Annotated in this window: 19 protein-coding genes; 14 read left to right on the forward strand and 5 right to left on the reverse strand. The window is 39.7% G+C overall.

Features of this window, described 5'->3' with window-relative positions:
• Positions 1-31 precede the first annotated feature (31 nt).
• From BC659_RS08705 to BC659_RS08735, 7 genes are all read left to right on the forward strand, one after another.
• Positions 32-994 (forward strand): N-acetylornithine carbamoyltransferase, encoded by a 963-nt coding sequence (locus tag BC659_RS08705; protein ID WP_133474329.1) that lies wholly within the window; start codon positions 32-34, stop codon positions 992-994.
• Between the two features lie 6 nt (positions 995-1000).
• Positions 1001-1783: an acetylglutamate kinase gene (gene argB, locus BC659_RS08710; RefSeq protein WP_133474330.1), complete on the forward strand. Its 783-nt coding sequence runs from the start codon at positions 1001-1003 to the stop codon at positions 1781-1783.
• Positions 1783-2868, forward strand: coding sequence for a M20 family metallo-hydrolase (locus BC659_RS08715; RefSeq protein WP_133474331.1), 1086 nt, complete (start codon positions 1783-1785; stop codon positions 2866-2868). Before argB ends, BC659_RS08715 begins: the two co-directional genes overlap by 1 nt.
• Positions 2865-4202 (forward strand): argininosuccinate lyase, encoded by a 1338-nt coding sequence (argH, locus tag BC659_RS08720; RefSeq protein WP_133474332.1) that lies wholly within the window; start codon positions 2865-2867, stop codon positions 4200-4202. Before BC659_RS08715 ends, argH begins: the two co-directional genes overlap by 4 nt.
• Positions 4203-4278: 76 nt before the next feature.
• A complete protein-coding gene (gene bamJ, locus BC659_RS08725; protein WP_246027103.1) occupies positions 4279-5001 on the forward strand; it encodes a BamJ family beta-barrel-assembly machinery protein in 723 nt (240 codons plus the stop codon).
• Positions 5002-5147: 146 nt separating this feature from the next.
• Positions 5148-7958 carry a TonB-dependent receptor gene (locus BC659_RS08730; RefSeq protein ID WP_133474333.1) on the forward strand — a complete coding sequence of 937 codons (2811 nt, stop codon included), beginning with the start codon at positions 5148-5150 and terminating at the stop codon, positions 7956-7958.
• A gap of 117 nt (positions 7959-8075) precedes the next feature.
• The gene (locus BC659_RS08735) at positions 8076-9170 is read left to right on the forward strand and encodes an MBL fold metallo-hydrolase (RefSeq protein ID WP_133474334.1); all 1095 of its coding nucleotides are present in this window, start codon (positions 8076-8078) and stop codon (positions 9168-9170) included.
• Between the two features lie 72 nt (positions 9171-9242).
• On the opposite strand, the gene BC659_RS08740 is transcribed toward BC659_RS08735, so the two are convergent.
• Entirely contained in the window at positions 9243-10061 is an 819-nt protein-coding gene (locus BC659_RS08740; protein WP_133474335.1) for a GLPGLI family protein, read from the reverse strand.
• A gap of 167 nt (positions 10062-10228) precedes the next feature.
• On the opposite strand from BC659_RS08740, the gene BC659_RS08745 reads away from it, so the two are divergent.
• From BC659_RS08745 to BC659_RS08765, 5 genes are all read left to right on the forward strand, one after another.
• Positions 10229-12052, forward strand: coding sequence for a sensor histidine kinase (locus BC659_RS08745; RefSeq protein ID WP_133474336.1), 1824 nt, complete (start codon positions 10229-10231; stop codon positions 12050-12052).
• Between the two features lie 14 nt (positions 12053-12066).
• The gene (locus tag BC659_RS08750; protein ID WP_133474337.1) at positions 12067-12750 is read left to right on the forward strand and encodes a response regulator transcription factor; all 684 of its coding nucleotides are present in this window, start codon (positions 12067-12069) and stop codon (positions 12748-12750) included.
• A 167-nt stretch (positions 12751-12917) separates the two neighbouring features.
• The gene (gene kbl, locus BC659_RS08755) at positions 12918-14108 is read left to right on the forward strand and encodes a glycine C-acetyltransferase (protein WP_133474338.1); all 1191 of its coding nucleotides are present in this window, start codon (positions 12918-12920) and stop codon (positions 14106-14108) included.
• 37 nt (positions 14109-14145) lie between these two features.
• Positions 14146-14982, forward strand: a complete 837-nt coding sequence (locus BC659_RS08760; protein ID WP_133474339.1) for a penicillin-binding transpeptidase domain-containing protein — start codon at positions 14146-14148, stop codon at positions 14980-14982.
• A 76-nt stretch (positions 14983-15058) separates the two neighbouring features.
• Positions 15059-15457 carry a QcrA and Rieske domain-containing protein gene (locus BC659_RS08765; protein WP_133474340.1) on the forward strand — a complete coding sequence of 133 codons (399 nt, stop codon included), beginning with the start codon at positions 15059-15061 and terminating at the stop codon, positions 15455-15457.
• Here the strand turns inward: BC659_RS08765 and BC659_RS08770 are convergent.
• A complete protein-coding gene (locus tag BC659_RS08770; protein WP_133474341.1) occupies positions 15447-17243 on the reverse strand; it encodes a cytochrome-c peroxidase in 1797 nt (598 codons plus the stop codon). The genes BC659_RS08765 and BC659_RS08770 overlap by 11 nt on opposite strands.
• A gap of 70 nt (positions 17244-17313) precedes the next feature.
• Positions 17314-18780, reverse strand: coding sequence for a hypothetical protein (locus BC659_RS08775; protein WP_211340757.1), 1467 nt, complete (start codon positions 18778-18780; stop codon positions 17314-17316).
• Positions 18781-18968: 188 nt separating this feature from the next.
• Between BC659_RS08775 and BC659_RS08780 the strand changes: the two genes are divergently transcribed.
• The gene (locus BC659_RS08780) at positions 18969-19466 is read left to right on the forward strand and encodes a deoxycytidylate deaminase (RefSeq protein ID WP_133474342.1); all 498 of its coding nucleotides are present in this window, start codon (positions 18969-18971) and stop codon (positions 19464-19466) included.
• A 108-nt stretch (positions 19467-19574) separates the two neighbouring features.
• On the opposite strand, the gene BC659_RS08785 is transcribed toward BC659_RS08780, so the two are convergent.
• Both BC659_RS08785 and BC659_RS08790 read right to left on the reverse strand, forming a co-directional pair.
• Positions 19575-19949: a VOC family protein gene (locus BC659_RS08785; protein WP_133474343.1), complete on the reverse strand. Its 375-nt coding sequence runs from the start codon at positions 19947-19949 to the stop codon at positions 19575-19577.
• Positions 19950-19969: 20 nt separating this feature from the next.
• Positions 19970-20998 carry an LLM class flavin-dependent oxidoreductase gene (locus BC659_RS08790; protein ID WP_133474344.1) on the reverse strand — a complete coding sequence of 343 codons (1029 nt, stop codon included), beginning with the start codon at positions 20996-20998 and terminating at the stop codon, positions 19970-19972.
• Between the two features lie 479 nt (positions 20999-21477).
• Between BC659_RS08790 and BC659_RS08795 the strand changes: the two genes are divergently transcribed.
• Complete coding sequence (locus BC659_RS08795; protein WP_162847395.1) at positions 21478-24645, forward strand: SusC/RagA family TonB-linked outer membrane protein; 3168 nt, start codon at positions 21478-21480, stop codon at positions 24643-24645.
• Positions 24646-24650: the final 5 nt, after the last annotated feature.

Here is a 24650-nt window from a genome sequence, read left to right on the forward strand (position 1 = left end):
AATCTATCGAACTTCAACCCACCATTCAACCATGAAACAATTTATCTCCGTAACCGATGTAGCCGATATCAATGCACTCATCAAAAAAGCAATGGTATGTAAAGCTGAACCACTTAAATATCAGCAGTTGGGTGCGGGAAAACGTATTGGTTTATTGTTTCTGAATCCGAGTCTTCGCACCAGACTAAGTACACAGGTAGCAGCCCGTAACCTGGGTATGGAAGCGATTGTATTCAATGTAGACAAAGAAGGCTGGGCATTAGAATTTGAAGAAGGCGCCATTATGAGTGGTAATACGGTAGAACATATTAAGGATGCAGGGCCGGTATTGGGTCAGTATTTTGATATTCTCTGTATACGAACATTTCCCTCGCTCAAAAACCGCGAAGATGATTATAGTGAGATGTTTATTCATCAGTTTATTAAATATGCAGGCGTACCTGTTATCAGTCTGGAAAGTGCTACTCTGCATCCACTTCAGTCGCTAACAGATCTACTCACTATTTCAGAGCAACTGGGGATAAAGCCATTGAATAGAAAACCCAAGATTGTTTTAACATGGGCCCCACACATTAAGCCGTTGCCTCAATGTGTGGCCAATAGTTTTGCTGAATGGGTGAATGCCTGGGGTGAAGCTGATTTTGTGATTACACATCCGCAGGATTATGAACTGTCTGAGCAATTCACAAAAGGGGCTACCATTACACAGGATCAGGATGCGGCATTAGCAGGTGCCGACTTTGTATATGTAAAAAACTGGAGTACATACACAGATTATGGGAAAGTGTATGAAAATGATCCTGCCTGGATGCTCACGGAAGAAAAAATGAAAAATACCAATCAGGCAAAAGTGATGCATTGTTTGCCTGTGAGAAGAAATGTAGAATTGAGTGATGAAATACTGGATGGGTCACATAGCCTTGTAACAAGGCAGGCGGGTAACCGTGTATGGGCAGCCCAGGCCGTATTACACGAAATCCTAACTTCAAAATAATTTACTTTGGAACCGGTATATATCATAAAAATCAGTGGTAATATTATTGACGATGAGCAAAGGCTACATGCTTTTCTAAAACAGTTTGCTGCTTTAGAGGGGAAAAAAATACTGGTACATGGAGGTGGAAAACTGGCCAGCAAAATGGCCGAACAAATGGCTATTCCACAGCAGATGATAGATGGCAGAAGAATTACCGATGCAGACACCCTGAGAATTGTAACCATGGTATATGCCGGCTATATCAACAAAAATATCGTTGCCACACTCTATTCATGCGGAACAAATGCGATAGGATTAACCGGTGCGGATGGAAACGCCATACTGGCACATAAAAGAAAACATCCTGTTATTGATTATGGATATGTAGGAGATGTAGATGCAGTAAATGCCGAATTATTACAACAGTTTTTGGAACAAAATACTGCGATTGTGGTGGCCCCTATTACACATGATGGTAAAGGACAGCTGCTTAATACCAACGCAGACACCATTGCCCAGGAAATAGCTAAATCGCTAAGTGGGTTTTATCAGACAATATTGGTGTATTCTTTTGAGAAAAAAGGTGTTTTGTTGGATGTGAATGATGATACCTCGGTGATTGCTACCATGAACAAAGAGAAATACGGACAACTGAAAGCAGCAGGAAAAATATTCGCAGGTATGATACCCAAACTCGATAACGCATTTTCAGCTATTGATGCAGGTGTTGGAAAAGTCATCATAGGACAGGCGGAAGAATTACCCCTACTCATTAATACCATAAGTGGTACTACGATTGAAAAATAATGAATCAGTCCATCAACATATTATACCAGGATAGCGTCCGTTTGCTTAAAGAACTGATTGCTATACCTTCTTTCAGTAAGGAAGAATCTGCTACGGCCGATAGTATTGAAAAATTCTTTCAATCAAAAAATATCAAGGCTAATCGTTACCTGAATAATATCTGGGTAGCCAACCAGTACTTTGATGAAACAAAGCCTACTATTTTATTAAACTCCCATCACGACACCGTAAAACCGAATAAAGCATATACGCTTGATCCTTTTTCGCCTATTGAGAAAGAAGGGAAACTTTTCGGATTGGGTAGTAATGATGCAGGTGGTTCACTCGTATCGTTGCTTGCTTTGTTTATGTATTATTATGCAGCGGAAGATCTTACTCATAATCTTATTTATGCAGCAACAGCTGAAGAAGAAATATCGGGTAGAAATGGAATAGAAGCTTTATTGCCAAAGCTGCCGGCTATAGCATACGGTATTGTAGGAGAACCAACACAAATGCAAATGGCAGTAGCAGAGAGAGGTTTACTGGTGCTTGATGCTGTAGCTACGGGAAAGCCAGGTCATGCAGCACGTAATGAAGGAGAGAATGCACTATATAAAGCCATAAAAGATATTCAATGGATCGGGGATTATCAGTTTGATAAGGTTTCAGACCTGCTCGGACCGGTAAAAATGACTGTAACAGTTATTGAAACAGAGAACAAAGCGCATAATGTCGTTCCTGCATCCTGTAATTTTGTAATTGATGTGCGGGTAAATGAATGTTATTCATTCGCAGAAATTATTCATACTATACAGTCGAATCTAGTGTCTGTTATTCAGCCAAGAAGCCTGCGGATGAAATCGAGTTCCATTCCATTGGATCATCCGCTTGTACAGGCCGGGAAACAACTCGGCAGGATCTGGTATGGATCGCCCACTACCTCCGATAAAGCACTGATGCCTTTCCTTACCCTGAAAATGGGCCCTGGTGATTCTGCAAGAAGCCATAGTGCAGATGAATTTATTTACCTGAAAGAAATTGAAGAAGGTATACAACTTTATATAAGCATACTTGATCTCATCATATTAAAGCATTCAACATGAAGCTCTGGCAAAAAAATACCACTGTATCTGCCGCTGTAGAAAATTTCACAGTAGGAAAGGATCGTGATATGGATGTGTTACTGGCGGCCCATGATGTATTAGGCTCTATTGCCCATGTAACCATGCTCGCAGAAGTAGGCCTCTTAACAAAAGAAGAATCAATATCTATTAATAAAGAACTCCGCAATATTTACAAAACCATTGGTCATTCACCATTCACCATTCACGAAGGCATTGAAGACATCCATTCCCAGATTGAATTCATGCTTACAGCGAAAATAGGAGAAGCCGGTAAAAAAATTCATAGTGCTAGAAGCAGGAACGATCAGGTATTGGTAGATATTAAACTGTTCCTTCGTCAGGAAATTCAGTTGCTTGCAGAGGAAACATTCAAATTATTTCATTTATTACAGACGCAAAGCGAAAAATTTAAAAATCATCTTTTGCCAGGATACACGCATTTGCAATTGGCAATGCCCTCTTCTTTTGGTTTATGGTTTGGCGCTTATGCCGAAAGCCTGGTAGATGATGTTATCACTTTACAGGCGGCCTATAAAGTGGTGAATAAAAATCCATTGGGATCAGCTGCTGGATATGGCTCTTCTTTTCCAATCAACAGAACATTAACGACTCAGTTATTAGGGTTTGATGATCTGAATTATAATGTGGTGTACGCACAAATGGGAAGGGGGAAGGCAGAAAGAATAACAGCCATGGCAATGGCCAATATCTCAGAAACGTTGAGTCGTATGAGTATGGACATGTGTTTGTACCTGAACCAGAATTTCGATTTCGTAAGCTTTCCGGCTGAATTGACTACCGGATCTAGCATCATGCCACACAAAAAGAATCCGGATGTTTTTGAATTGATCCGCTCACACAGCAATCGTATCAAAGCTTTGCCTAATGAAATTATGATGATGACTACCAATTTGCCATCAGGTTATCATCGTGATCTTCAGTTATTGAAAGAGCACTTATTTCCGGCATTTACCACACTCAGAAAATGCCTGGAAATGGCACAGCTGATGCTCTCGAATATTGAAGTGAAGCAGGATATTATGAAGGACAATAAGTACCTGTATGCATTTAGTGTGGAGGAGGTAAATAAACTGGTATTACAGGGTATACCATTCAGGGATGCCTATAAAAAAGTGGGGATATTAATTGAAGAAGGAAAGTTTGCAGCCGACACCAGCCGCTTACAACATACACATGAAGGAAGTATCGGTAGTCTCTGTAATACTGAAATAAAATCAATGATGGAGCAGGCAATGGCAGGATTTGGTTTTGACAAAGCAGTAAAAGCCATTCAAATGTTGCTGGAAGATTAAAGTTTATGAAAGCCTGCTATCTTTCTTGGTGCAGTGCCTAAAATATTGTTGTTTTGATGTTTCTAAACCAGAAATGATGCGAATTATTCTCTCTTGTACAATCGGAATGCTTTTTATGGGTGCAGCATATGCACAGACAAAAACGGTAAAACCTGCAGCGCCCAAGGCAGGGGTATCACAGGCTGTAACGAATCCATTGAAAAACAGTAAGGACTCAGCCAGTTATGCTTTGGGTATCAGGATAGCACAAAACCTGGAGAATCAGGGATTGGGTAAAATCAATATTGCCATATTACAACGTGCACTGGCTGATCAGTTACAGAAAAAGAAAGTCATTATTCCTGAAACAGCCCTTAACCAGTGCATTGAAGGGTTTGTTGAAAAAGCCAATGAAGAAAAACTGGGTGAAGCCAAAAAACAGGCTAAGGCTTTTTTAGAAGCCAATGCAAAGCGCCCGGGTGTCATTACACTTCCGAGTGGTTTGCAATATGAAGTGATTAAAAACAATCCTGATGGTGCCAAGCCAGTTGCAACCGATCAGGTGAAATGCCATTATCATGGAACATTAATTGATGGCACTGTTTTCGATAGTTCCATTGACCGTGGAGAACCCATTGTTTTTTCAGTAGGTGGTGTAATTCGTGGCTGGCAGGAAGTTTTACAATTAATGACAGTAGGTAGCAAATGGAAAGTATATATTCCCGCTGATCTCGCGTATGGCGATTCGCAGGCAGGACCTAAAATTGGTCCTGGTTCTACATTAATTTTTGATCTCGAATTGATTTCAATCGAAAAATAACCCGGATCTTATTTTGATGTAAAAAATCCTCTGCTAAACAGCAGAGGATTTTTTATTCTATTAACCTTCATTAACCTTTCCCCAAAGTTTATTAACCGCTTTTGGAAAGACTCAACATTACTTTTGAAATATAAAAACCAAAAGGAATGTTGAAATACATCGCTACCCTGCTTGTGATCGTTTTACTGCCTGCATTTGTACAGGCCCAGAATACCGGTACCGTAAAAGGACATGTTTTTGATACCGCTACTAACCGTGGATTGGCTTATGCAACAGTCTCTATCGTTAACAGCAAAGATTCTACCCTTGTAACATTTACAAGAGCAGATTCAACCGGAAAATTTACCATCAAAGCACTGGAAAAAGGTAATTACCTGCTTTCAGCCTCTTATGTAGGCTTTATACCTGTATGGAAACCGATTGATGTAAAAGCCGGTCAGGAACTCGATATGGGGCAATTAATATTGACCGATTTATTAAAAAGTGGAGATGTGACCGTTACTGCGCGCAGGGCTCCTGTTACCATTAATGGTGATACAGTGGAGTTCAATACCGAAAACTTTAAAACACAACCCAATGCAGTGGTAGAAGATCTTTTAAAAAGATTGCCGGGTGTAACGGTAGATACAGATGGAACAGTTCGGGTGAACGGACAACGCATTAACCGTGTACTGGTAAATGGGAAAGAATTTTTTACAGGTGATCCGAAAATAGCAACTAAAAACCTGGATGCAGATGCAGTAGATAAAGTGCAGGTTTTTGATAAAAAAAGTGACCGAGCTGAGTTTACGGGTATTGATGATGGTAATTCGGAAAAGACGATTAATCTCAAACTGAAAAAAGACAGGAATAAATCTACTTTTGGAAGAGTAGCGGGTGGGGCAGGTGCTGATGATGGAAGGTATGATGCACAAACCAATATCAATCGCTTCAATGGCGATCAGCAATTATCGCTGCTGGGTATGGCCAATAATGTAAACAAACAGGGATTCAGTTTAAATGATATTATGAATTTCTCTGGCGATCTGGCAAGAGGAATGCGAAATGGTAGTGGTGGCGTAAGTATTAATATAGGTGGAGGTGGAAGTGACAATGGATTGCCTGTATCGGGATTGGGGCAGAATCAACAGGGAGTAGCTAATACTTATGCAGGTGGTGTGAATTATAATGACCTCTGGAACAAGAAATCGAATGTAAATACAAGTGGTATGTTCAGTGATATTGATTTGCTGACCAATCGTACTACCAACAGGCAGAATTTATTGCCAGGTAATAGTTTCGACTACATGAGTAATAGCAGTTCATCAAGAAGAGTGCAGCAACAAAGATGGAACGGAGCTATTGATCATAAGTTTGATAGCATGATTTCTTTAAAAGTTACCCCACAGGTATCAGCACAACAGAATGCTACGCGGTCATACAGTAATTATGTTTCAACTAATACTAGCGGACAAAAAATTAATGATGGTTTTACAGATAGTAAAACACAATCAGATGCATTGAATCTTTCTGCAACAGCATTGTATCGTCAACGGTTAAAGAAAAAAGGCAGAACTATATCAGGAAACTTTACATTTAATTATAATGATAGTAAACAAACAGGAGATTTATATACAAAAAATACGTTCTATGCAGCAGGTGTTCCATTACGCGATTCTATTACCAACCAGAAAAATACCCGTAATGCTATTACCCGTAATGCTGGCGGAACGATTACCTATACTGAACCTATCGGAAGAAAATCATTATTAGAGATATCTTCCTTCTACAATGTGAATAGCGGACAAAGTGATCGTAAGACCTATGATTACAATAGCGGATCTGGAAAATACGATCAGTATAACACCATCCTGAGTAACGATTTTACCAGTAGTTATAATTATGGTGGTGGTACACTAAGCTTCAGATCGAATATGAGCAAAGTAGCACTCACGCTTGGTACTTCCTTTCAGGCTGCCACTTTAAAAAGTACCAACAATACAAATGGAAATGTTATTGAACAACATTTCTCTGATCTTTTGCCCATGGCAAATATCCAATATAAAATTGCTTCCAGTAAAACATTGTCTTTAAATATCAATACATCTACTACACAGCCTTCAACGACGCAGTTGCAGCCTATTGCCGATGTTAGTGATCCATTGAATACTTATACAGGTAACCCCAATTTAAAGCGCAGTTATGTACAAAGCCTGAACCTGAGTTTTTTTTCAACCAATATTTATACGCAGCGTAATTTATTTGCTTTTGTATCAGCAACAAAAACCAATAATGCTATCGTAAATTCAGATGTAATACAACCAAATGGATCACGTTTATCAATGCCTGTAAATGCAGACGGACAGTATTTCATATTTGGTAGTATCAATGCAGGTTTCCCAATTAAAAAAATAAAATCAAGAGTTGATATTGGCATCAATACCAACTATATCAGAAATATTGCCTTTCTGAATGGCGCCAGGAATAATATTGGAAACCTTGGTATAGGCCCTTCATTGTCGTATAGTTTTGCTCAGGATGGATTAATGGATATTAATGCCTCTGCGAGATTAACGATCAGTAAAGCCACATACTCATTACAACCCAGGCTTAACAGCAACTACCTTCAGCAGACCTATAATATTGAAATGAATAATTATCTTCCATGGGGACTTGTAATGAATAATGGCTTTAATTATGTGGTTAATTCTGGTAGGGCCGATGGATTTAATACGAAAATACCTTTCTGGAATGCATCACTCGCCAAAGGATTTCTGAAAAACAAGAGAGGTGAATTGAAGTTGTCAGTATTTGATCTGCTGAATAAAAATGTTGGTATCAACAGAAATGCGAATCAGAACTATATTGAAGATACAAGGTATAATGTATTACAACGTTATTTCCTGATTAGTTTTACTTACAGACTTAATAAGGCTGCCACAAATGGAGGTGCACGCATTATTACCAGAACATTCTAAAGATTAGTAGTTTCTATTCTCTCATATTTATCAGTTACTCCCCTTCCGGAAAGAAGGGGAGTTTTTATGCAATATTTGATCGCCTAATACGTCTTAACAATTGAAATCATATACTGCATGATACTGATACTCGCAATCTTTTTACTCTTTGTCCTTGCTGTTTATACTTTTGTACATACAGAACCCTTTGGGAGTCTTTCGTCAGGTGCAAGAAAGGAGCGGATCGAACAATCACCACAGTACCGTGAAGGCCGGTTTCAAAACCTGCATTACACGCCAGATCTTGCGGAAGATGCCAGTTATTACAGTGTGTTGAAGGAATTTTTCTTCCGCCGTAAAGAAAGACCCAGACCTTTATTTCCATTACCATCTGTAAAGACAGTATTGAAGGAAATCGGTCCGGAAGAAAATGTATTGATCTGGATGGGGCATTCTTCTTATTTTATTCAGGCTGATGGTAAGAGAATATTGGTTGATCCTGTACTCAGTGGTGCAGCTTCTCCACTTTCATTTACTACAAAAGCATTTACCGGCTCAGACATTTATACAATTGCTGACTTACCCGATATTGATTATCTCTTCATTTCTCACGATCACTGGGATCATTTAGATTATAAAACAGTTATAGAATTAAAAAATAAAGTTAGTAGTGTAATTACAGGTCTGGGTACAGGTGCACATTTTGAACGTTGGGGCTATAGCGTAGAGCAGATCCTTGAATTTGACTGGTATGAAAAAGCTGTTTTGTCAGAAGGGGTGGAAGTAACTGTATTACCCGCGAGGCATTTTTCAGGTCGGGGCTTCAAGCGAAACCAAAGTTTGTGGGTATCGTTTGCCTTACAGTTGCCTTCGATGAAACTATATCTGGGTGGTGATAGTGGCTACGATGATCATTTTACACAAATAGGAGCTGAATATGGTCCATTCGATCTGGCAGTGCTTGAATGTGGGCAATACGATAATAACTGGCGATACATTCATATGCTCCCTAACCAGATTATGCCTGCTGCCAGGGCATTAAGAGCTGAAAAAATGGTACCTGTTCACTGGTCTAAATTTATGCTGGCGAACCATGCATGGGATGAGCCGGTAATTAAGTTAATGAAAACGGTCAAGGAAAATGATCCGCTTGTATTAACACCCATGATTGGTCAGAAGCTTGACCTGAAAAATCCTTCAGGTACATCACGCTGGTGGGAACAACTATCCTGAACATAAAAACGGCTTTTAGTTTTCTGCCTTACAGAAAATTAAAAGCCGTTTTTGATATAAGTGGATCATGTATTAACCACCAATACGGAAGCTTCCATTGCCACCCTGCATTTGCTGCTGTATCATATCCATCCGCATTTTATTAAACTCAGCAGCGGTTACGGTCTTTCCTTTTTTAGGCTCTTTCAGTAATTTCTGATCTACTTCTTTTTTTATTTCGAGCGCAGTAAAAACCGTAGCGCCATTATCGCTGTCAAGCTGCAGAATAACACCTGGTAGCTGGCCATAGCTGTCTGGGCCTACCGGGCTGATAATATCCTGTGCATACCAGGCCACTACTTCTATTTCACGGGGTTGAGGTCGGGAAGTATCCCTTACCGGGTTTGCATTACCACCGCCAAAAACCATCATCCTGGGTGCTGCTACCTGAACTGTGAGTTTACGCGTAGCTTTTAAACAGGTATAACCTAAAATCTTTTTGGTTTCATTGGTAAGTTTCCAGGGTTGCTGGAGAATAGAATCAACAATCAGGTAATTTTTGCCTGCCAGTTCAGAACTCAGGACAGATTTTGACTGTGCAAAGTTTTTAAATAAATCTCCACCATCAGAACCACCTATGCTGAAGTTCATTCTGATGCCACCGCCACCACCGCCTGCAAATGGATCGGGGGCTTCGTCTTCGGGGATTAATTTATAAAGGGAAATACTATCGCTAAACATCAGTATGTGTTTACTGATACGGAATTCAGGGATCATGGCCCTCATTTGTTCACTGGTAATGGTACGATGTGTATTAACTTTTCGTTCATAGACAATAGTACCCTGCTTTACCTGTGCCTGAATGCCACCTGCGCTGATAGCGGCAAAAAGCAAAAAAAATAACTTCTTCATGTAATGGAGTTTATATTAAAAACGATATAGGGTCAGATACCCCGTTTTAAGAGGTTCAAAGCTAATAGCAGCCTGTGTTAAGCATTCTTGCTCAAAGGTTAATTTAGGTTAATGAAAAGTACCTGCAGCCTGAATTAGACATTACCTTTGTAAGGAGATTATACAACATGAAAAAATTACAGCTTTCGCTACTGTTAATGATGGCCACCGTACTGATGCTTGCGGCATTTGAAGGCTATTGGCTGCATAAGCTGTATAAGGATGAATATGCCGGACTCAGAAAAGAAGTAGATGTGAGTTTCCGGGAAACCATGAATAAGCTTCAGCTAACCCGTTTTGAAAAAGATACAGCTCTTATTACGCAAACCGTATTATTACCTCCTCCCGGTACAAAAGCAACAAGAAGCTTTATACAAAACATTCAGCAAGACACACCTAAAAGACCCAGACCAGGCAATATTGTTTATAAAACAATTTCCGGTCCTGATATGCTGAAAAATATCCCGCCCGATTCAATCCAGTCTATTTCTGTGTTCAAATCAGGCTTCAGTTTTAAAGGAGCACCAAATCCGGCACTGATTGAACTTATCATGAAACAGGCCAAGGGGCAAATGGATTCTGCCAAACGCTTTGTATTTACTGTTGATTCTACTTTTAAGGAAAGCCTTGGCGGTACAGTAAACCAATTTTCTAAAGGGCTAACCATCAGTATTCGTACTAAAGACAGTACACCGCCATTGTTCTTAAAAGATAGTCTTAAAAAAGCGATGGTACAGATGGGGGAGCACCCAATGATTCGTGCTGCTGAAAGCATACATAACAGCAGGATGAAAACAGATAGTATTGGTAGCGTTACCATCGTAAGGCCACAGGCGAATATCATGCTTACACAAAATGTATCGAATACACAAGGGGCGGGTTCTCCTATTATTCGCTTTCTTTCTAATAATAAAACCATCAACGATTCTATTCCTGTTAAACAGGTTGACTCGGCCTATAGGGTAGAACTGGGAAAAAGTAATAAGAAATTGAAATTTTCTATTTCATTCGAGTCATTCAAAGATAGCATACCTGGTAAATGGCATTTCAAAAGAGATAGTTCAGATGCCGTCATCACCGATAAGGTTTTTGTGGGGTATAATACTCCCTATGCATACCAGGCCAGATTTGAAGGTACCGGTAAATATGTTTTAGGAAAAATGCAGATGCAGATTGGAGGTTCGGTATTACTGCTTTTACTGGTAGCAGGTTCTTTTGTTATCTTATACCGTAACCTGTTGGCACAGCAAAGATTGGCTGAAATTAAAAACGATTTCATTAGTAACATAACGCATGAACTTAAAACGCCAATTGCAACAGTTGGTGTAGCAATTGAAGCATTGAGAAACTTTAATGCTATCCAGAGTCCGGAAAGAACCAAAGAGTACCTGGATATCTCAGCAGCCGAATTACAACGCCTGAGTCTTTTGGTGGATAAAGTACTTAAGCTTTCCATGTTTGAAAAGCAACAGATAGAACTGAATAAAGAACCATTTGATCTGAAAGAACTGATTGAAGAAAACCTGCGCATCATGAAGCTGCAGTTCGATAAACACAAGGCAAAAGTAACGTTTACTGCGGCTGATAATAGCTATATGATTGAGGCTGATAAGCTGCATATGACAAGTGTTATTTACAACCTGCTTGATAATGCCCTCAAATACAGTAGTAATAAACCGGAGATACAGGTTGTCATGCAAATGCCCGATACCGAAAGAATTCAATTGCAAATTTCGGATAATGGAATAGGCATTGCACCACAGCACCAGTCAAAAATATTTGAGAAGTTCTTTCGGGTACCAACGGGTAATAAGCACAATATAAAAGGCTATGGTTTAGGACTGAGTTATGTAGCCCAGGTAATCAAAAGTCATAAAGGAAGCATCCGGGTAGAAAGTGAACCCGATAAAGGCAGTACATTTATAGTAGAACTTCCGGTACGAGATCAATAAAAGCTTAATGCCCCATGCCTATTAAAGTTTTATACGTAGAAGATGAATTGTTCCTTGGTAAAATTGTAAAGGAAACCCTTGAAACCAGAGGTTTTGAAGTAGTAATGGAATCAGATGGTGCGGATGTGATACGTGCTTTTGAAGATGAGCAACCGGATATCTGTATTCTGGATGTGATGTTGCCCAACAGAAGTGGATTTGAACTGGCAGAAGATATCCGTAAAATCAACGACGATATACCTATCATTTTTTTAACGGCCAAAACCCAGACCGAAGATGTAGTCCAGGGTTTTAAAATCGGCGGTAATGATTATATCCGGAAACCATTCAGCATGGAAGAACTGATCGTCAGAATAGAGAATGTGTTAAGGGTAAGAAAAGAAGAAGCGCCGGTCGATAGCAGTGATAGTATTGTTATGGGTAAATACAGTTTTCACGTCAATAAACAGGTATTGAGCAATGGAGCAGGCGAAAGAAAACTATCCTACCGTGAGGCTGAGCTTATTAAATACCTTTATAAAAACCGGAATACGGTAATTGACCGCCGCGACCTCCTGAACCATATCTGGGGAAACGATTCCTTCTTTAACAGCCGGAACCTTGATGTGTATATCACCAAAATCAGGGGCTACCTGAAAGAAGACCCCAGCCTGGAAATTATTACCATAAAAGGGGTAGGGTATCGGTTTGTGGTCTGAGAAACAGACAAAATAAGAAATAAGAAATATGAAATAAGGAATGAGAAAGTAAGTATCCGATTTCGGTTGACTCACTTTCTCATTCCTTATTCGACTGTTTCTTATTCCTCTGTTCTTTTCTCTTCTGTTCTTTATTCTTCTATCTTTGCAGCCACAATCGCAAAGCCATGAATGAAAAATTCGTAACCCGTATCAGGGAAGAACTACAGGAGATAGAAGCCGCCGGACTCTTTAAAAAAGAGCGTGTTATTACCAGTGAACAGGGGCCGGAAATTATTGTAAACGGGAAATCGGTATTGAATTTCTGTGCCAATAATTACCTGGGCCTCTCATCGCATCCCAAAGTAATAGAAGCGGCCCATAAAGCTATTGATACACATGGTTATGGTATGAGCAGTGTTCGTTTTATCTGTGGTACACAGGATATTCATAAAGAACTGGAAAAAAAGATTGCCGATTTTCTGGGTACAGAAGATACCATCTTATATGCGGCAGCTTTTGATGCCAATGGTGGTGTATTTGAGCCCTTATTTAATGAACAGGATGCCATTATCAGCGATGCATTGAACCACGCCTCTATCATAGACGGTGTTCGTTTGTGCAAAGCACAACGCTATCGTTATGAGCATAATAATATGGATGATCTGGAGGCAAAGCTGAAAGAAAGTGCCGGCTGTCGTAGCAGAATTATTGTAACCGATGGTTCATTCAGTATGGATGGCACAATTGCCCAGCTCGATAAAATATGCGACCTCGCGGATCAATATGATGCCATTGTAATGATTGATGAGTGCCATTCATCAGGCTTTCTGGGTAAAACAGGGCGCGGTACCCACGAATACCGTGGTGTAATGGGTAGAATTGATATCATTACCGGAACACTCGGTAAAGCATTGGGTGGGGCAAGTGGTGGCTTTACTTCAGGTAAAAAAGAAATTATTGAAATGCTGCGTCAGCGCAGTCGCCCATACTTATTTTCCAATACCGTTGCTCCTTCTATTGTGGGTGCTTCCATAGCAGTACTGGATATGCTCACAGAAACTACCGAACTTAGAGATCAACTGGAGTATAACACAAAATATTTCCGCACAAAAATGACGGAAGCCGGTTTTGATATCAAACCCGGCGATCATCCGATTGTACCTATTATGTTATACGATGCTGTGGTGGCGCAAAACTTTGCAGCCAAACTCCTCGATGAGGGTGTATATGTAATTGGATTCTTTTACCCTGTGGTAGCAAAAGGCCTGGCACGTATACGTGTTCAGCTGAGTGCTGCACATCAGCAGGCACATTTAGATAAAGCTATTGCTGCTTTTACCAAAGTAGGTAAAGAGCTGGGTGTTTTAAAAGCATAAATCATATAACCTTTCATGGGTTATTAAAACAAATACAATGAGATCTGTAAAAAATATCTTTTCAATTGCTTTGGTCCTTGGCGTGGTGTTAGCGGCCTGTTCACCTAATAACGTGAAAATAGAGGATGGATTTAAAAAGTATTTTGATGAAAATAAGATAACGGGGACTTTTGGTCTTTTTGATAACGGAACAGGACAGTTCACCATCTATAACCTTTCCCGGTTTAAAGATTCTGCTTATCTCCCCGCATCTACCTTTAAAATTGTAAACTCTCTGATCGGTATTGAAACCGGTCGTGTTACCAATGAAAAAATGATGATTAAATGGGATGGAAAGATCCGTATTATGCCGGGTGGCGATACGGCGCACGGCTGGAATCGCGATCTTACTATGGAAGAAGCTTTTGCTGTTTCAGCATTACCATATTATCAGGAAGTGGCGAGAAGAATCGGAAAAGATACCATGCAACATTGGTTAGACAGTCTCCAGTATGGTAATAAAAAGATCGGCAGTGCTATTGATTCATTCTGGATCAATAATACATTAAAGGTAACGCCAGACGAACAAATGGGGCTCGTAAAACGCCTGTATTTTGGCCAGCTGCCTTTTCAGAAAAGAACACAGGACATTGTAAAGAAAATGATGATCAGGGAAAACAATGCCAATTATCAACTTGCTTATAAAACAGGTCTGGGTTTTAAAGAAAATGGTAACCTGATCGGATGGATGGTAGGTTGGATCGAAGAAAATAAACATCCTTATTTCTTTGTACTGAATACAGAAGGAGATAAGGATGCGAAAATGATCGATGCGCGTATGAATGTATTGAAGGCTATTTTAAAAGAACAGGGCTTTTTTGAAGGGAAACGTTAAACGCAAGAACAAAAAATTAATAATTTGATGTAGCTGTTTTTCAGTAAATGTTCATTTTACTCGATTCATTTGTAAAATGAAACGTAGAAAATTTCTTGTACAGGCAGCAACACCTTTTCTGGTCTTTTGTGCTTCCTGTGGTAAATCAGGAGACACACCCAGAAAAGATACAGTTGATTTTATGATTGACCTTAATAACGATCTACTTGCGATTGGCTCTAGCATAGTTCGTTCGGGGGTAATTGTAGTGAGGAGGAATACCGGAAATCTGATTGGTTCATTCATTGCCTTTCAAGTTGAATGCACGCACGCCGCTAATCCTATTGTCTGGAATCAAGCACAGCAACAATTTAATTGTAATCTTCACGGAAGTATATTTAGCAGCACGGGAGCTGTAGTAAATGGTCCTGCAAACAGATCCCTGCAGCCTTATAATCTTCAGTTAAATGGCACACAACTCCGTATCAGCGGTTAGATAAACTCTTCATAAAGGCAACTAATGATGATTGTTCATCCTTTGTAAGATGTAAGGTTTCGGAAGGAAGGGTTTGGTTCGTAACATGCAATCCCAGGCCTGCACCGCCTCCTTTATTATAAAACTCAAGTAAATCAACCAGATTTTTCATGGAGCCATTATGCATGTAAGGAGCTGTGTGTTCAACATTTCTTACCGTAGTTGTTTTAAATGCATTTTTATAGGGTTCGGAAGCGATGATGGAAAATTTACCGGGATCGCTATCTAAGCGATAAGGCTCGCTATATTTTTCTGGAACCCCCAATACTTCTGTTTCTATTTTTAGAAAGTTTGGCGGAACTGTTCCATTGAACAAAGGCATAAAATGACAGGTGCCACATTTGGCTTTACCCATAAATATATTAAAGCCTTTTATCTCTGTAGCGGTAACTGCATGATCATCTCCGTTCATATAATCATCGAACCTGCTGTTTAATGACGACTTAGTACGAATAAAAGCTGCTAAAGCAGTCTGTATTTCTATTTCACCTATTTCAGTTGTGCCAAAAGTTTTATTGAGCAGGTTACTATATTTTTTTTCTTTTTTAATTTTTTGAGCTGCGTGCTTTAAATTATTATGCATTTCTTCTGGATTTTCTATCACCTGTTTGGCCTGATCTTCCAAAAAACTTACCCTCGTATCTGCAAACTGAGCAGGTTGCAAAGCTGAAAAAAGAATACTGGGCGTATTTCGTAGAATTACTTTTTTGCCATCAAAGCTTTTATTTTTTGTAAGTCCATCTGTAAATGCTTTTTCAGGAATATGGCAACTGGCACATGTTCTCATATTATTACCTGAAAGAAGAGGTTCGTAGAACAAGGAAGCACCCAGTTCTTCAAGTAATTTACTGTTGTCGGGTTTACGATAATTGGTAGAGTAATACCATGCATTCCATACTTTTGAATCGAAAAGATTCGAAGCGTCTGCTGCCAATGGTCTGGGTTCAGTAAAATAGGGTATTCCGGTTATTGTCTGTGTTTCATTCAACAGACTTGTAACTTTATTCATATGGCTTCTAATGAATGAAGCACGATCAAAATTATCAAATGAAATATTGCTTTCAAGCAATCTAATGGATGTTTGTATAGCGTCTGTTAGTTTCTTATAATTATTATTTTTATCCTGATCATACACCAATAAGTAAGTAATACAGCTCTTAAGTATCTCAGCTGATTCAAAAAGTGATAATTTGGCAATTGGGGAGTCATAGCCTGAAATACCCAATGTTTCTATTCTAAACAGCTCAAGTCGTAAAGCATCCCAGATATGTGCATCGGTCAGTAAAAGTGATTCAGCTGTCTTCTCAAGCCTTATAATGGCATCCTGTAATAAACTGGATTGTAGCACTAAATAAGAGGTATCCCTGATCACCGAATCTGCAAATATCAATTCTTCAATTACCTGAAACCCACCAGGCTCAACCGGATACTTTGGATTATCGGCCTCTACTTCAGGTATGGGGGCACCATTGATGGCTTTCGAAGTAGTGGGGAAATAATATTCAGATAAAAACTCTATCCGCTTATAGGCAAACCTCGCATCTTTGAATGCATTTCTTAAGGATATAATATCTATGTCTGCCGAAGATGATAATGTAAAAAATCTATCAGCCTTCGCTTTAAGCTCCTTGATACCGGATATATATAATTGTCTTATCTGCTCGTGTTTGGGACTAACAGCTCGTGTGCAATGAATGAGGTAAAAAGTAAAACTGGTTACAGCCAGAAGTATGCTTATTTTTTTCATCGGTACTCCGCTACTAAAACGCTCCCATGTTAGCGGGAGCGTTTTATATGAAAGAATTTAAAAATGAAACTTATTTCTGCAAGCCTTTGATGATTAAAATCTGACTGGCTTGATTTTCAGTAGGACGAATGGAACCACCGTCTACACCTTTATATTTATCACCTCTCCATGTATGTGGCTGAACACACAACATAAAAGTATTCGGAACTGAAATAATATCTGAAATATCAATCATAGAACCATACTCCCAGCTACCAAAGGTAGAGGTACCACCTACATTATATTTTGCAGCATCTGTAGCTGTACGACGGTGATCAAGTTCTAAAACCTTCTTTAATTCTTTTGTATTGATATTATACTGATAAATGTAGGCATCGTGTGTTTCATCTCCATAGCTATTGGCATCCTCCTGGATATAAACATAATTTTGTGTAACCAGTATATTGTCAGGATTTTGGAAATCTTTTGCTTTGCCGGTTGTTCTGTTATCGCCGTCTAAAATGCACTCTATTCTACCAGCTAATGGATTGGTTGCGTCCAGACTTAATTTATAAACCCTACCGTATTTTGTACGACTAAAATCTGCATTTGCACCTGTAGTAGCCTGTCCGGTAACATTAAAATAGATATCTCTGTTTGAAACGGCACTTCCTTTTCCGTAGTCAAGATCTTCTACACGTCCAAAACGAATGGAGTTCAAACCTACTGCAGCTAATTGAAGCTGACGCCCGGTGAGTGTTGATGCATTCGGAATTTCGACAAACTCAACATCATAGCCAGTACCTTCTAACATGTCTCTTTCTTTGATATTAGCATCTTTTCTCCGTAAAGTGTACAATTTACCATTTGTCAGATCGCCAACGGTATTCGATACATACATCAGAACCTGTCCTCCTTCAGCACCGCTATCATCATCACCAATCAGGATAACAGTTTTACCTGGGTATGCATTCTTATTTAGCGGAACGGCATTTTCAGCACTGGTTCTTCCCAAACCGGGTAGTTCTTTCGAGGTGTTAGCGTTAAAGTTTGTTTCCAGTGGATTAATACCATGTGTGCGACTTTCTTCACCACTTTCGCCAGAAGTAAGAAATAGTGGTCCAAAACCATGTTCAGCCTGTGTAGCCATGGTAGCAGAACATAAGCGCCAGGTACCACCGGTAGAGTTCAGGATATATTCTCCTTTGGTAGGTTTAAAACTTTTGTCGAGTGTAATTCTTGAAACAGCAAAATTATCTTCGTGATTTACAAGAAAAGTATAGGTGCCATCCGCATTTTTAAGTAAGCCACTACCATCTGCAGATCCCCCAAATACAAAATTTGGACTCCCGCTTAATACATCATCACTACCAATCAGACTATACACATCCAGGTTTTCAAAACCTGTTAATTTCTTTACAAGGGATGGGGTAGTGGAATGATTTGCAAGCACAATTTCTGAGGAATTGTTGCTGTCTGAATTTTTTTTGCAGGCTGTCATTGTAGCGGCTATCGCCAATATCAATACACCTGTTCGATTTTTCATTCTGGAATTCATATACTTGGGTTTAAGGTGCAAATATCAACCTGGTAAATAAGGGAATCGTTAAGCCCTTGTGAAGAGAATATCAACTAATTGTTACCCGTTTTGTGATTCTGCTTTGTTTTAGTATTCATTGTTGAACAATATTATCTTTACATTAATACTGAACCTGTTTTGTCATTCGCAATCGTTATTAGTAAAACATGGAAAAAAGAAAAGATTACATTTCCTGGGATGAATATTTTATGGGTGTTGCCCTGCTTTCAGGTAAACGCAGCAAGGACCCCAGTACGCAAGTGGGTGCCTGTATTGTAAATGATCAGCGTAAAATTGTAGGAGCTGGTTACAATGGATTACCGATTGGTTGCAGTGATGATGAATTTCCCTGGAGTAAACAGGGCGATTTCCTCGATACCAAATACCCCTATGTATGCCATGCCGAATTAAATGCCATCCTGAATAATATCGGTATGGATCTGAAAGGCTGCAAAATTTATACAGCACTCTTTCCCTGTAATGAATGTACCAAGGCCATTATACAGGCAGGTATTGCAGAAGTAATTTACCTGTCTGATAAGTATGATGGCACAGAAGCCTCACGTGCATCCAAATTGATGTTAGACAAAGCTGGGGTTAGTTACCGTAAAGTGGTGTCTGGTATTACAGAACTCACTTTATCTTTCAATGAAGCAGATGTGTAATTCGTAAAACCTCTGCGTAAACTCCGTTTCCTCTGCGCCTCTGCGGTGATCTTTCCTCTATGTATTCTCTTCGTGCATCATACGCAAAAGGAAATAGTCAGAGAACATTTATTTCTTTTGCATAACCTGAAATACATTTCCTTCAGGATCATTACCCATGAATAAACGATAAGGATACTGATCAAAACTGGTAATATTCTGAACAGTTATATTTTTTGCATTAAACATAGCGTGTAAGGACTCAATGTTTTCAGCTGTTTCAAAAATTAGTTTGGTATTGGTTTCAATCGATGTATGCACTGTTATACTAGTATAACCTTCTCCTATTTTGTGTAAGCCAATTTTTACGGTACCGGCAGATAACAATACCCATTCTCCTGGTATTTCTTCCAATATGCTCAGGCCAAACACCTCATGGTAGAATTGTTTCATTTTGCTGATATCTGAAACAAATAACAAAACAGTATCTAATGTTAAAAGCATGGTATTTTTTTAAAATATTATCAGAGTAAAGCTTTTTTAATAGCAGGTGCAATTTTGTTTCCGAATATTTCAATCGACTTCAGTAATTGTGCGTGGGAAGGTCCTCCTACATCCATATGAGCTACAAAGCGGGTAAAGCCCAATGTTTCATGGAGGTATAAAATCTTATCAATGGCTTCATTCGCCTCACCAATAATCAAGGCGCCATTTTTGCTTCTGCCCATTTCAAACTGTTCACGTGTAAAAGGCGACCATCCGCGTTGTTTCCCAATGCGGTTCATCTGTGAAGCGTACTGTGGAAAGTAAATATCGGCAGTAGCTTTACTGTCGTCTCCAAACAATGCATGCATATGTACACCTGTTTGCATTTGTTCAGCAGGGTGATTAAAATGCTGGTATACACGCTTATAATATTCGAACAGCGGTTTGAACTGGGCGGGGCTACCACCAATAATGGCAAAAATAATGGGTAGTCCAAGTGTGCCAGCTCTTAATACCGACTCAGGTGTGCCACCAACTGCAATCCATACTTTTAGCAGGTCTTCATAAGCGCGGGGAAATACTTCCTGGTTTACCATGGGTAAGCGGAATTTACCTTTCCAGTTTATTTTCTGCTCCTTATTTATTTTCAATAGTAAATCGAGCTTTTCCTCAAAGAGTGTGTCATAGTCTGCCAGGTTGTAGCCAAAGAGGGGGAATGATTCTGTAAAGCTCCCTCGACCAACTACCAGTTCGGCCCGGCCATCCGATAAAAGATCAATGCTGGAATACTGTTGGTATAATTTTACAGGATCAGCTGAACTCAACACGGATACAGCACTACCCAGTTTTATTTTTTTTGTAACAGTAGCGGCAGCTGCCAGTATAATTTCGGGAGCAGAAACAGCATATTCAGGACGATGATGCTCGCCGATGCCAAAAAAATCAAGCCCCAGTTCATCCATAAGCCTGATTTCTTCCATCATTTCTTTTAACCGCTCACCTGCAGGAATGGTTATACCCTGTTCATTAACATGCAAATCACCAAACATACTGATACCTAGTTCCATAGCTATTTTTTGCAAAGGTACAACCTCACCATTCTTTCTATAGTATAGTGGCAGTTGTGATACAGCGTACTGAGTATAAAAATGAATTGTTCAATGCGGACAGGCAGGCTTTTTGCTAAATCATAAACAACAAAAAGAAAATGTTAAATTATTTCTACACCGAGATAAAATCCGCAAACCCAATATTAATTGTCATAAGTACATTTATTCATCGGATGAATTAATAAATGTCAAAAATACAATTATAACTCAACCGGATGGGTTCACCAAACTTTAAACCCTAAGTAAATACTTTATGCTACGTTGCCTCGCCAACATTGTACGAAAGTACAGTGAACACTACTTTTTTGCCTTTAACATAAGGTATACATTCCTTTTACAGGATGGTTAAAAGGCTTTTCAACTACTATAACTATATATACCCCAGTTATTCTGATAAATTAATAACCAACCAACGTTTCATTTTTCAAAACTACATTATGAGTAAAGCTGCACGATTTATTATCCGGAAGCACTCATTCATGCTGATGCTGGTGCTGTTTTCCTGTTTGTCTGCAAATGCGCAGGTAAAGGTTACCGGTAAAGTATTGAATAAGAAAACCAATACACCGCTGGCCGGTGTAGCCGTTGTTGAGAAAGGAGGTACCAATGGTACCGAAACACTTGAAAACGGAACTTTTTCCCTTACTGTAAAAAGCGGGAATGCAACACTAGTTATTTCAACATTAGGTTTTGCCACGCAGGAAGTTAAGCTTGGTGGAAAAGCAAATGTGGAAGTATCGATGGATGAGGATATAAAAGGGATTGATGATGTTGTCATCATCGGTTACCAGAACGCTACCCGCAGAACTACTTCTGCGGCCATTGCGAGTGTAAAAGGTAAAGACATTGAAAATACACCTTACCCTACATTCGATGCCATGTTGCAGGGACGTGTAGCGGGTCTGAATGTATTATCCGTATCTGCTGAGCCTGGTGCCAGTGGTATCGTTAATATCAGGGGTAACAGTAGTGTGGCGGGGTCTAATGGTGCAGGAACGGCAACAGGCGTATCGGCTCCTTTGTATGTAATTGATGGAGTAGTATTTGATGTAAGTGATTTACGTACAGCTTATGGTAACAGTAACCCACTCGCTGCTATTAACCCTAATGATATTGAATCAATAGATGTGCTACGAGATGCCTCTGCCGCCGCTATCTATGGTGCAAGAGCTGCCAATGGTGTAATCATTGTAAAAACAGTTCGCCCCAAAGGTGGTAAACCTCAGTTCAGATTGTCATCTTACGTAGGTCTTACTACCAAACCCAGTATGAAACCTGTTATTATAGGTGCTGAGGAAAGAAGACTTAAGATGGATATTCTTCGTGAACAGGCCACTTATCAGCAACAGGGTATTATGTCACAGTTTCTCACAGACAGTCTGAATCCGGCTTTTAATAATGCCACCGACTTTCAGGATCTCTTTTTTCAGGATGCTTTACTGCGTAACGTTGATTTTAGTGTAGCGGGTTCTTCGCAGGGAATGCAATACCGTTTATCTCTGAACAGTTATCTGGAGAATGGGTTACAGCCGGGTTTCAGTATCAAAAGACTTGCACCCAGGCTCTTTGTAAGCATGAAGCCTTCCAAAACAGTGGAACTAACTTCAGATACCTATATGGGTTTTATCAAAGAACAAAGAGGTGATGGTACAGGGAATGTTACCCCTTATAATATACAAACCTTTCCTTCTTCTTTCTGGCAAATTGATGATGTAACCAGAAGTAACTATGCCGGTAAAAATGATAAGGTAAGAGATGATGCCAAAACAACCAGTATTAATGGTAACCTGCGTCTTACCTGGCGGCCATTTGAAAACATCACTTTTGTTAGCTCACTATCTTATAACCTGGGTTTTGTAAGAAGAGATTATCTGCGCGACAGATCAGTGGTAACGAATAATCGTTCCGATGCTTTTCTTACCGAAAGCAACTCAAGCCGTTATGAAATTGAAAACTATGCCACCTGGAGTAAGTCTTTTGGCCGCTCGCAGGATCATAGTGTAAGTGTATTGTTAGGTCAAGGTGCTGAAGAGCAGGTGGTAAAAAGTACATCGGCCAATGCCAATGGTATTCCCTTTGATGCCATCCGCATTATTGCAGGTGTACCTACGGGTCCGAACCTGAACGTGTCTACCAATTATGAAGACCGTTCAAGGGTATCGTATTTTACAAGGGCCAGTTATAACTATAAAGGAAAATATGGTGTGGACGTAAGCTTCAGAAGAGATGCTTCTTCGCGTTATGCACCCACCAGCCGCTGGGGTACTTTCCCGGCATTTTCTGCCAGATGGAACATTTCTGATGAACCTTTTTTCAAAAAATTCAGCAAAGTGGTTTCATTTGCTAAACTGCGTTTCAGTTATGGTGTAACAGGTCGCGATCCGGGTAGTTATTATGCTCAGTATCGCCAGCTGAATACCAATATGAACTATCCTACTTCTTCCTTAGGTTTTGGTGCTGCGGGTAATATTATTACTTATGGTGGTATTACAGCCGTAACCCCCAACTATGCGGGAGCAGCTCCTGCCACCAATATTACCTGGGAAAAATCGCCACAGACCAATCTGGGTATCGATCTGAATTTCCTGAAAGACAGGATCAGTCTGAGTGTTGATTTGTATCACAAGGAAAGCAAAGACCTCATTTTTAATATACCTGTTCCGGTAACTACCGGTTATACCACAGCCACCAACAACTTCGTTGATATTGCTAACCGTGGTATTGAAATTTCATTGAATACGAATAACCTGTCAGACCGCAGCAAATTAAAATGGCAGACCAGTTTGAACGTGGCTTTCAATGATAACTATGTAACCAAATTACCTGATGGTAACCGTGATTTCACTTATGGTCCTGTATTCCTGTCGAGAATACTAACCATTGGTAAACCATTGTATGGTTATCGCGTATTTAATATCAATGGTGTATACCCTACTACAGGAGATGTACCAGTTGATCCGCTTACAGGTTTGCGTACCCGTATTTATGGTGGCGCACAGTTTATCGGAGGCGATAATGCCAAACAGGATATCAATGGCGATTATAATGTGGATGATAATGACATGATTATTCAGGGTGATCCCAATACCAAAATCTATGGTGGTTTCATCAATACATTAACCTATAAAGGCTTCTCAGTACAGATACTGTCAACTTTTATCCTGGGTAGAAGTGTATGGAATGGTTATCTGTCTGATAAGCTGGCATCGGCCAGTAATAACCCGCCAAACTTTTTCGGAACAAGATCAGGCCCTGCTGCTGAGTTCAACGGACTGAATTTATGGAGAAGACCAGGTGATATTGCAACATTGGGTAGTCTTTTCAGTACTAATGACCCATGGACCATTCGTTCTTCGATGTTTGTGGAAGATGCGAGTTTCTTCCGGATTAAAACCATCAACCTCTCTTACAATTTCCCTGTGAGCGAAAGACTTAAAAAACTGGGTATCCGTATGATTCGGCTGTATGGTGTGGCCGATAACTTAAAAGTGTTTTATGGTGCCAACCTGCCCGATCCGGAGTCGATTGGTATCGACGGATTTACAACGGCAAACGGTTATCCTGTTCCTAAGAAATTTACACTGGGTCTGGATATTCAGTTTTAATCTCA

Source organism: Sediminibacterium goheungense (assembly GCF_004361915.1).
GTDB lineage: Bacteria > Bacteroidota > Bacteroidia > Chitinophagales > Chitinophagaceae > Sediminibacterium > Sediminibacterium goheungense.

Bases quoted from the DNA above. Each gene is read 5' to 3' on its own strand.
- BC659_RS08735 (WP_133474334.1), top strand. From the start codon at position 8,076: ATGATACTGATACTCGCAATCTTTTTACTCTTTGTCCTTGCTGTTTAT.
- BC659_RS08715 (WP_133474331.1), top strand. From the start codon at position 1,783: ATGAATCAGTCCATCAACATATTATACCAGGATAGCGTCCGTTTGCTT.
- argH (WP_133474332.1), top strand. From the start codon at position 2,865: ATGAAGCTCTGGCAAAAAAATACCACTGTATCTGCCGCTGTAGAAAAT.
- BC659_RS08730 (WP_133474333.1), top strand. From the start codon at position 5,148: ATGTTGAAATACATCGCTACCCTGCTTGTGATCGTTTTACTGCCTGCA.
- BC659_RS08765 (WP_133474340.1), top strand. From the start codon at position 15,059: ATGAAACGTAGAAAATTTCTTGTACAGGCAGCAACACCTTTTCTGGTC.
- BC659_RS08790 (WP_133474344.1), bottom strand. From the start codon at position 20,998: ATGGAACTAGGTATCAGTATGTTTGGTGATTTGCATGTTAATGAACAG.
- BC659_RS08705 (WP_133474329.1), top strand. From the start codon at position 32: ATGAAACAATTTATCTCCGTAACCGATGTAGCCGATATCAATGCACTC.
- BC659_RS08770 (WP_133474341.1), bottom strand. From the start codon at position 17,243: ATGAAAAAAATAAGCATACTTCTGGCTGTAACCAGTTTTACTTTTTAC.
- BC659_RS08795 (WP_162847395.1), top strand. From the start codon at position 21,478: ATGAGTAAAGCTGCACGATTTATTATCCGGAAGCACTCATTCATGCTG.
- kbl (WP_133474338.1), top strand. From the start codon at position 12,918: ATGAATGAAAAATTCGTAACCCGTATCAGGGAAGAACTACAGGAGATA.
- BC659_RS08750 (WP_133474337.1), top strand. From the start codon at position 12,067: ATGCCTATTAAAGTTTTATACGTAGAAGATGAATTGTTCCTTGGTAAA.
- BC659_RS08745 (WP_133474336.1), top strand. From the start codon at position 10,229: ATGAAAAAATTACAGCTTTCGCTACTGTTAATGATGGCCACCGTACTG.
- BC659_RS08785 (WP_133474343.1), bottom strand. From the start codon at position 19,949: ATGCTTTTAACATTAGATACTGTTTTGTTATTTGTTTCAGATATCAGC.
- BC659_RS08760 (WP_133474339.1), top strand. From the start codon at position 14,146: ATGAGATCTGTAAAAAATATCTTTTCAATTGCTTTGGTCCTTGGCGTG.
- BC659_RS08740 (WP_133474335.1), bottom strand. From the start codon at position 10,061: ATGAAGAAGTTATTTTTTTTGCTTTTTGCCGCTATCAGCGCAGGTGGC.
- BC659_RS08780 (WP_133474342.1), top strand. From the start codon at position 18,969: ATGGAAAAAAGAAAAGATTACATTTCCTGGGATGAATATTTTATGGGT.
- BC659_RS08775 (WP_211340757.1), bottom strand. From the start codon at position 18,780: ATGAATTCCAGAATGAAAAATCGAACAGGTGTATTGATATTGGCGATA.
- bamJ (WP_246027103.1), top strand. From the start codon at position 4,279: ATGCGAATTATTCTCTCTTGTACAATCGGAATGCTTTTTATGGGTGCA.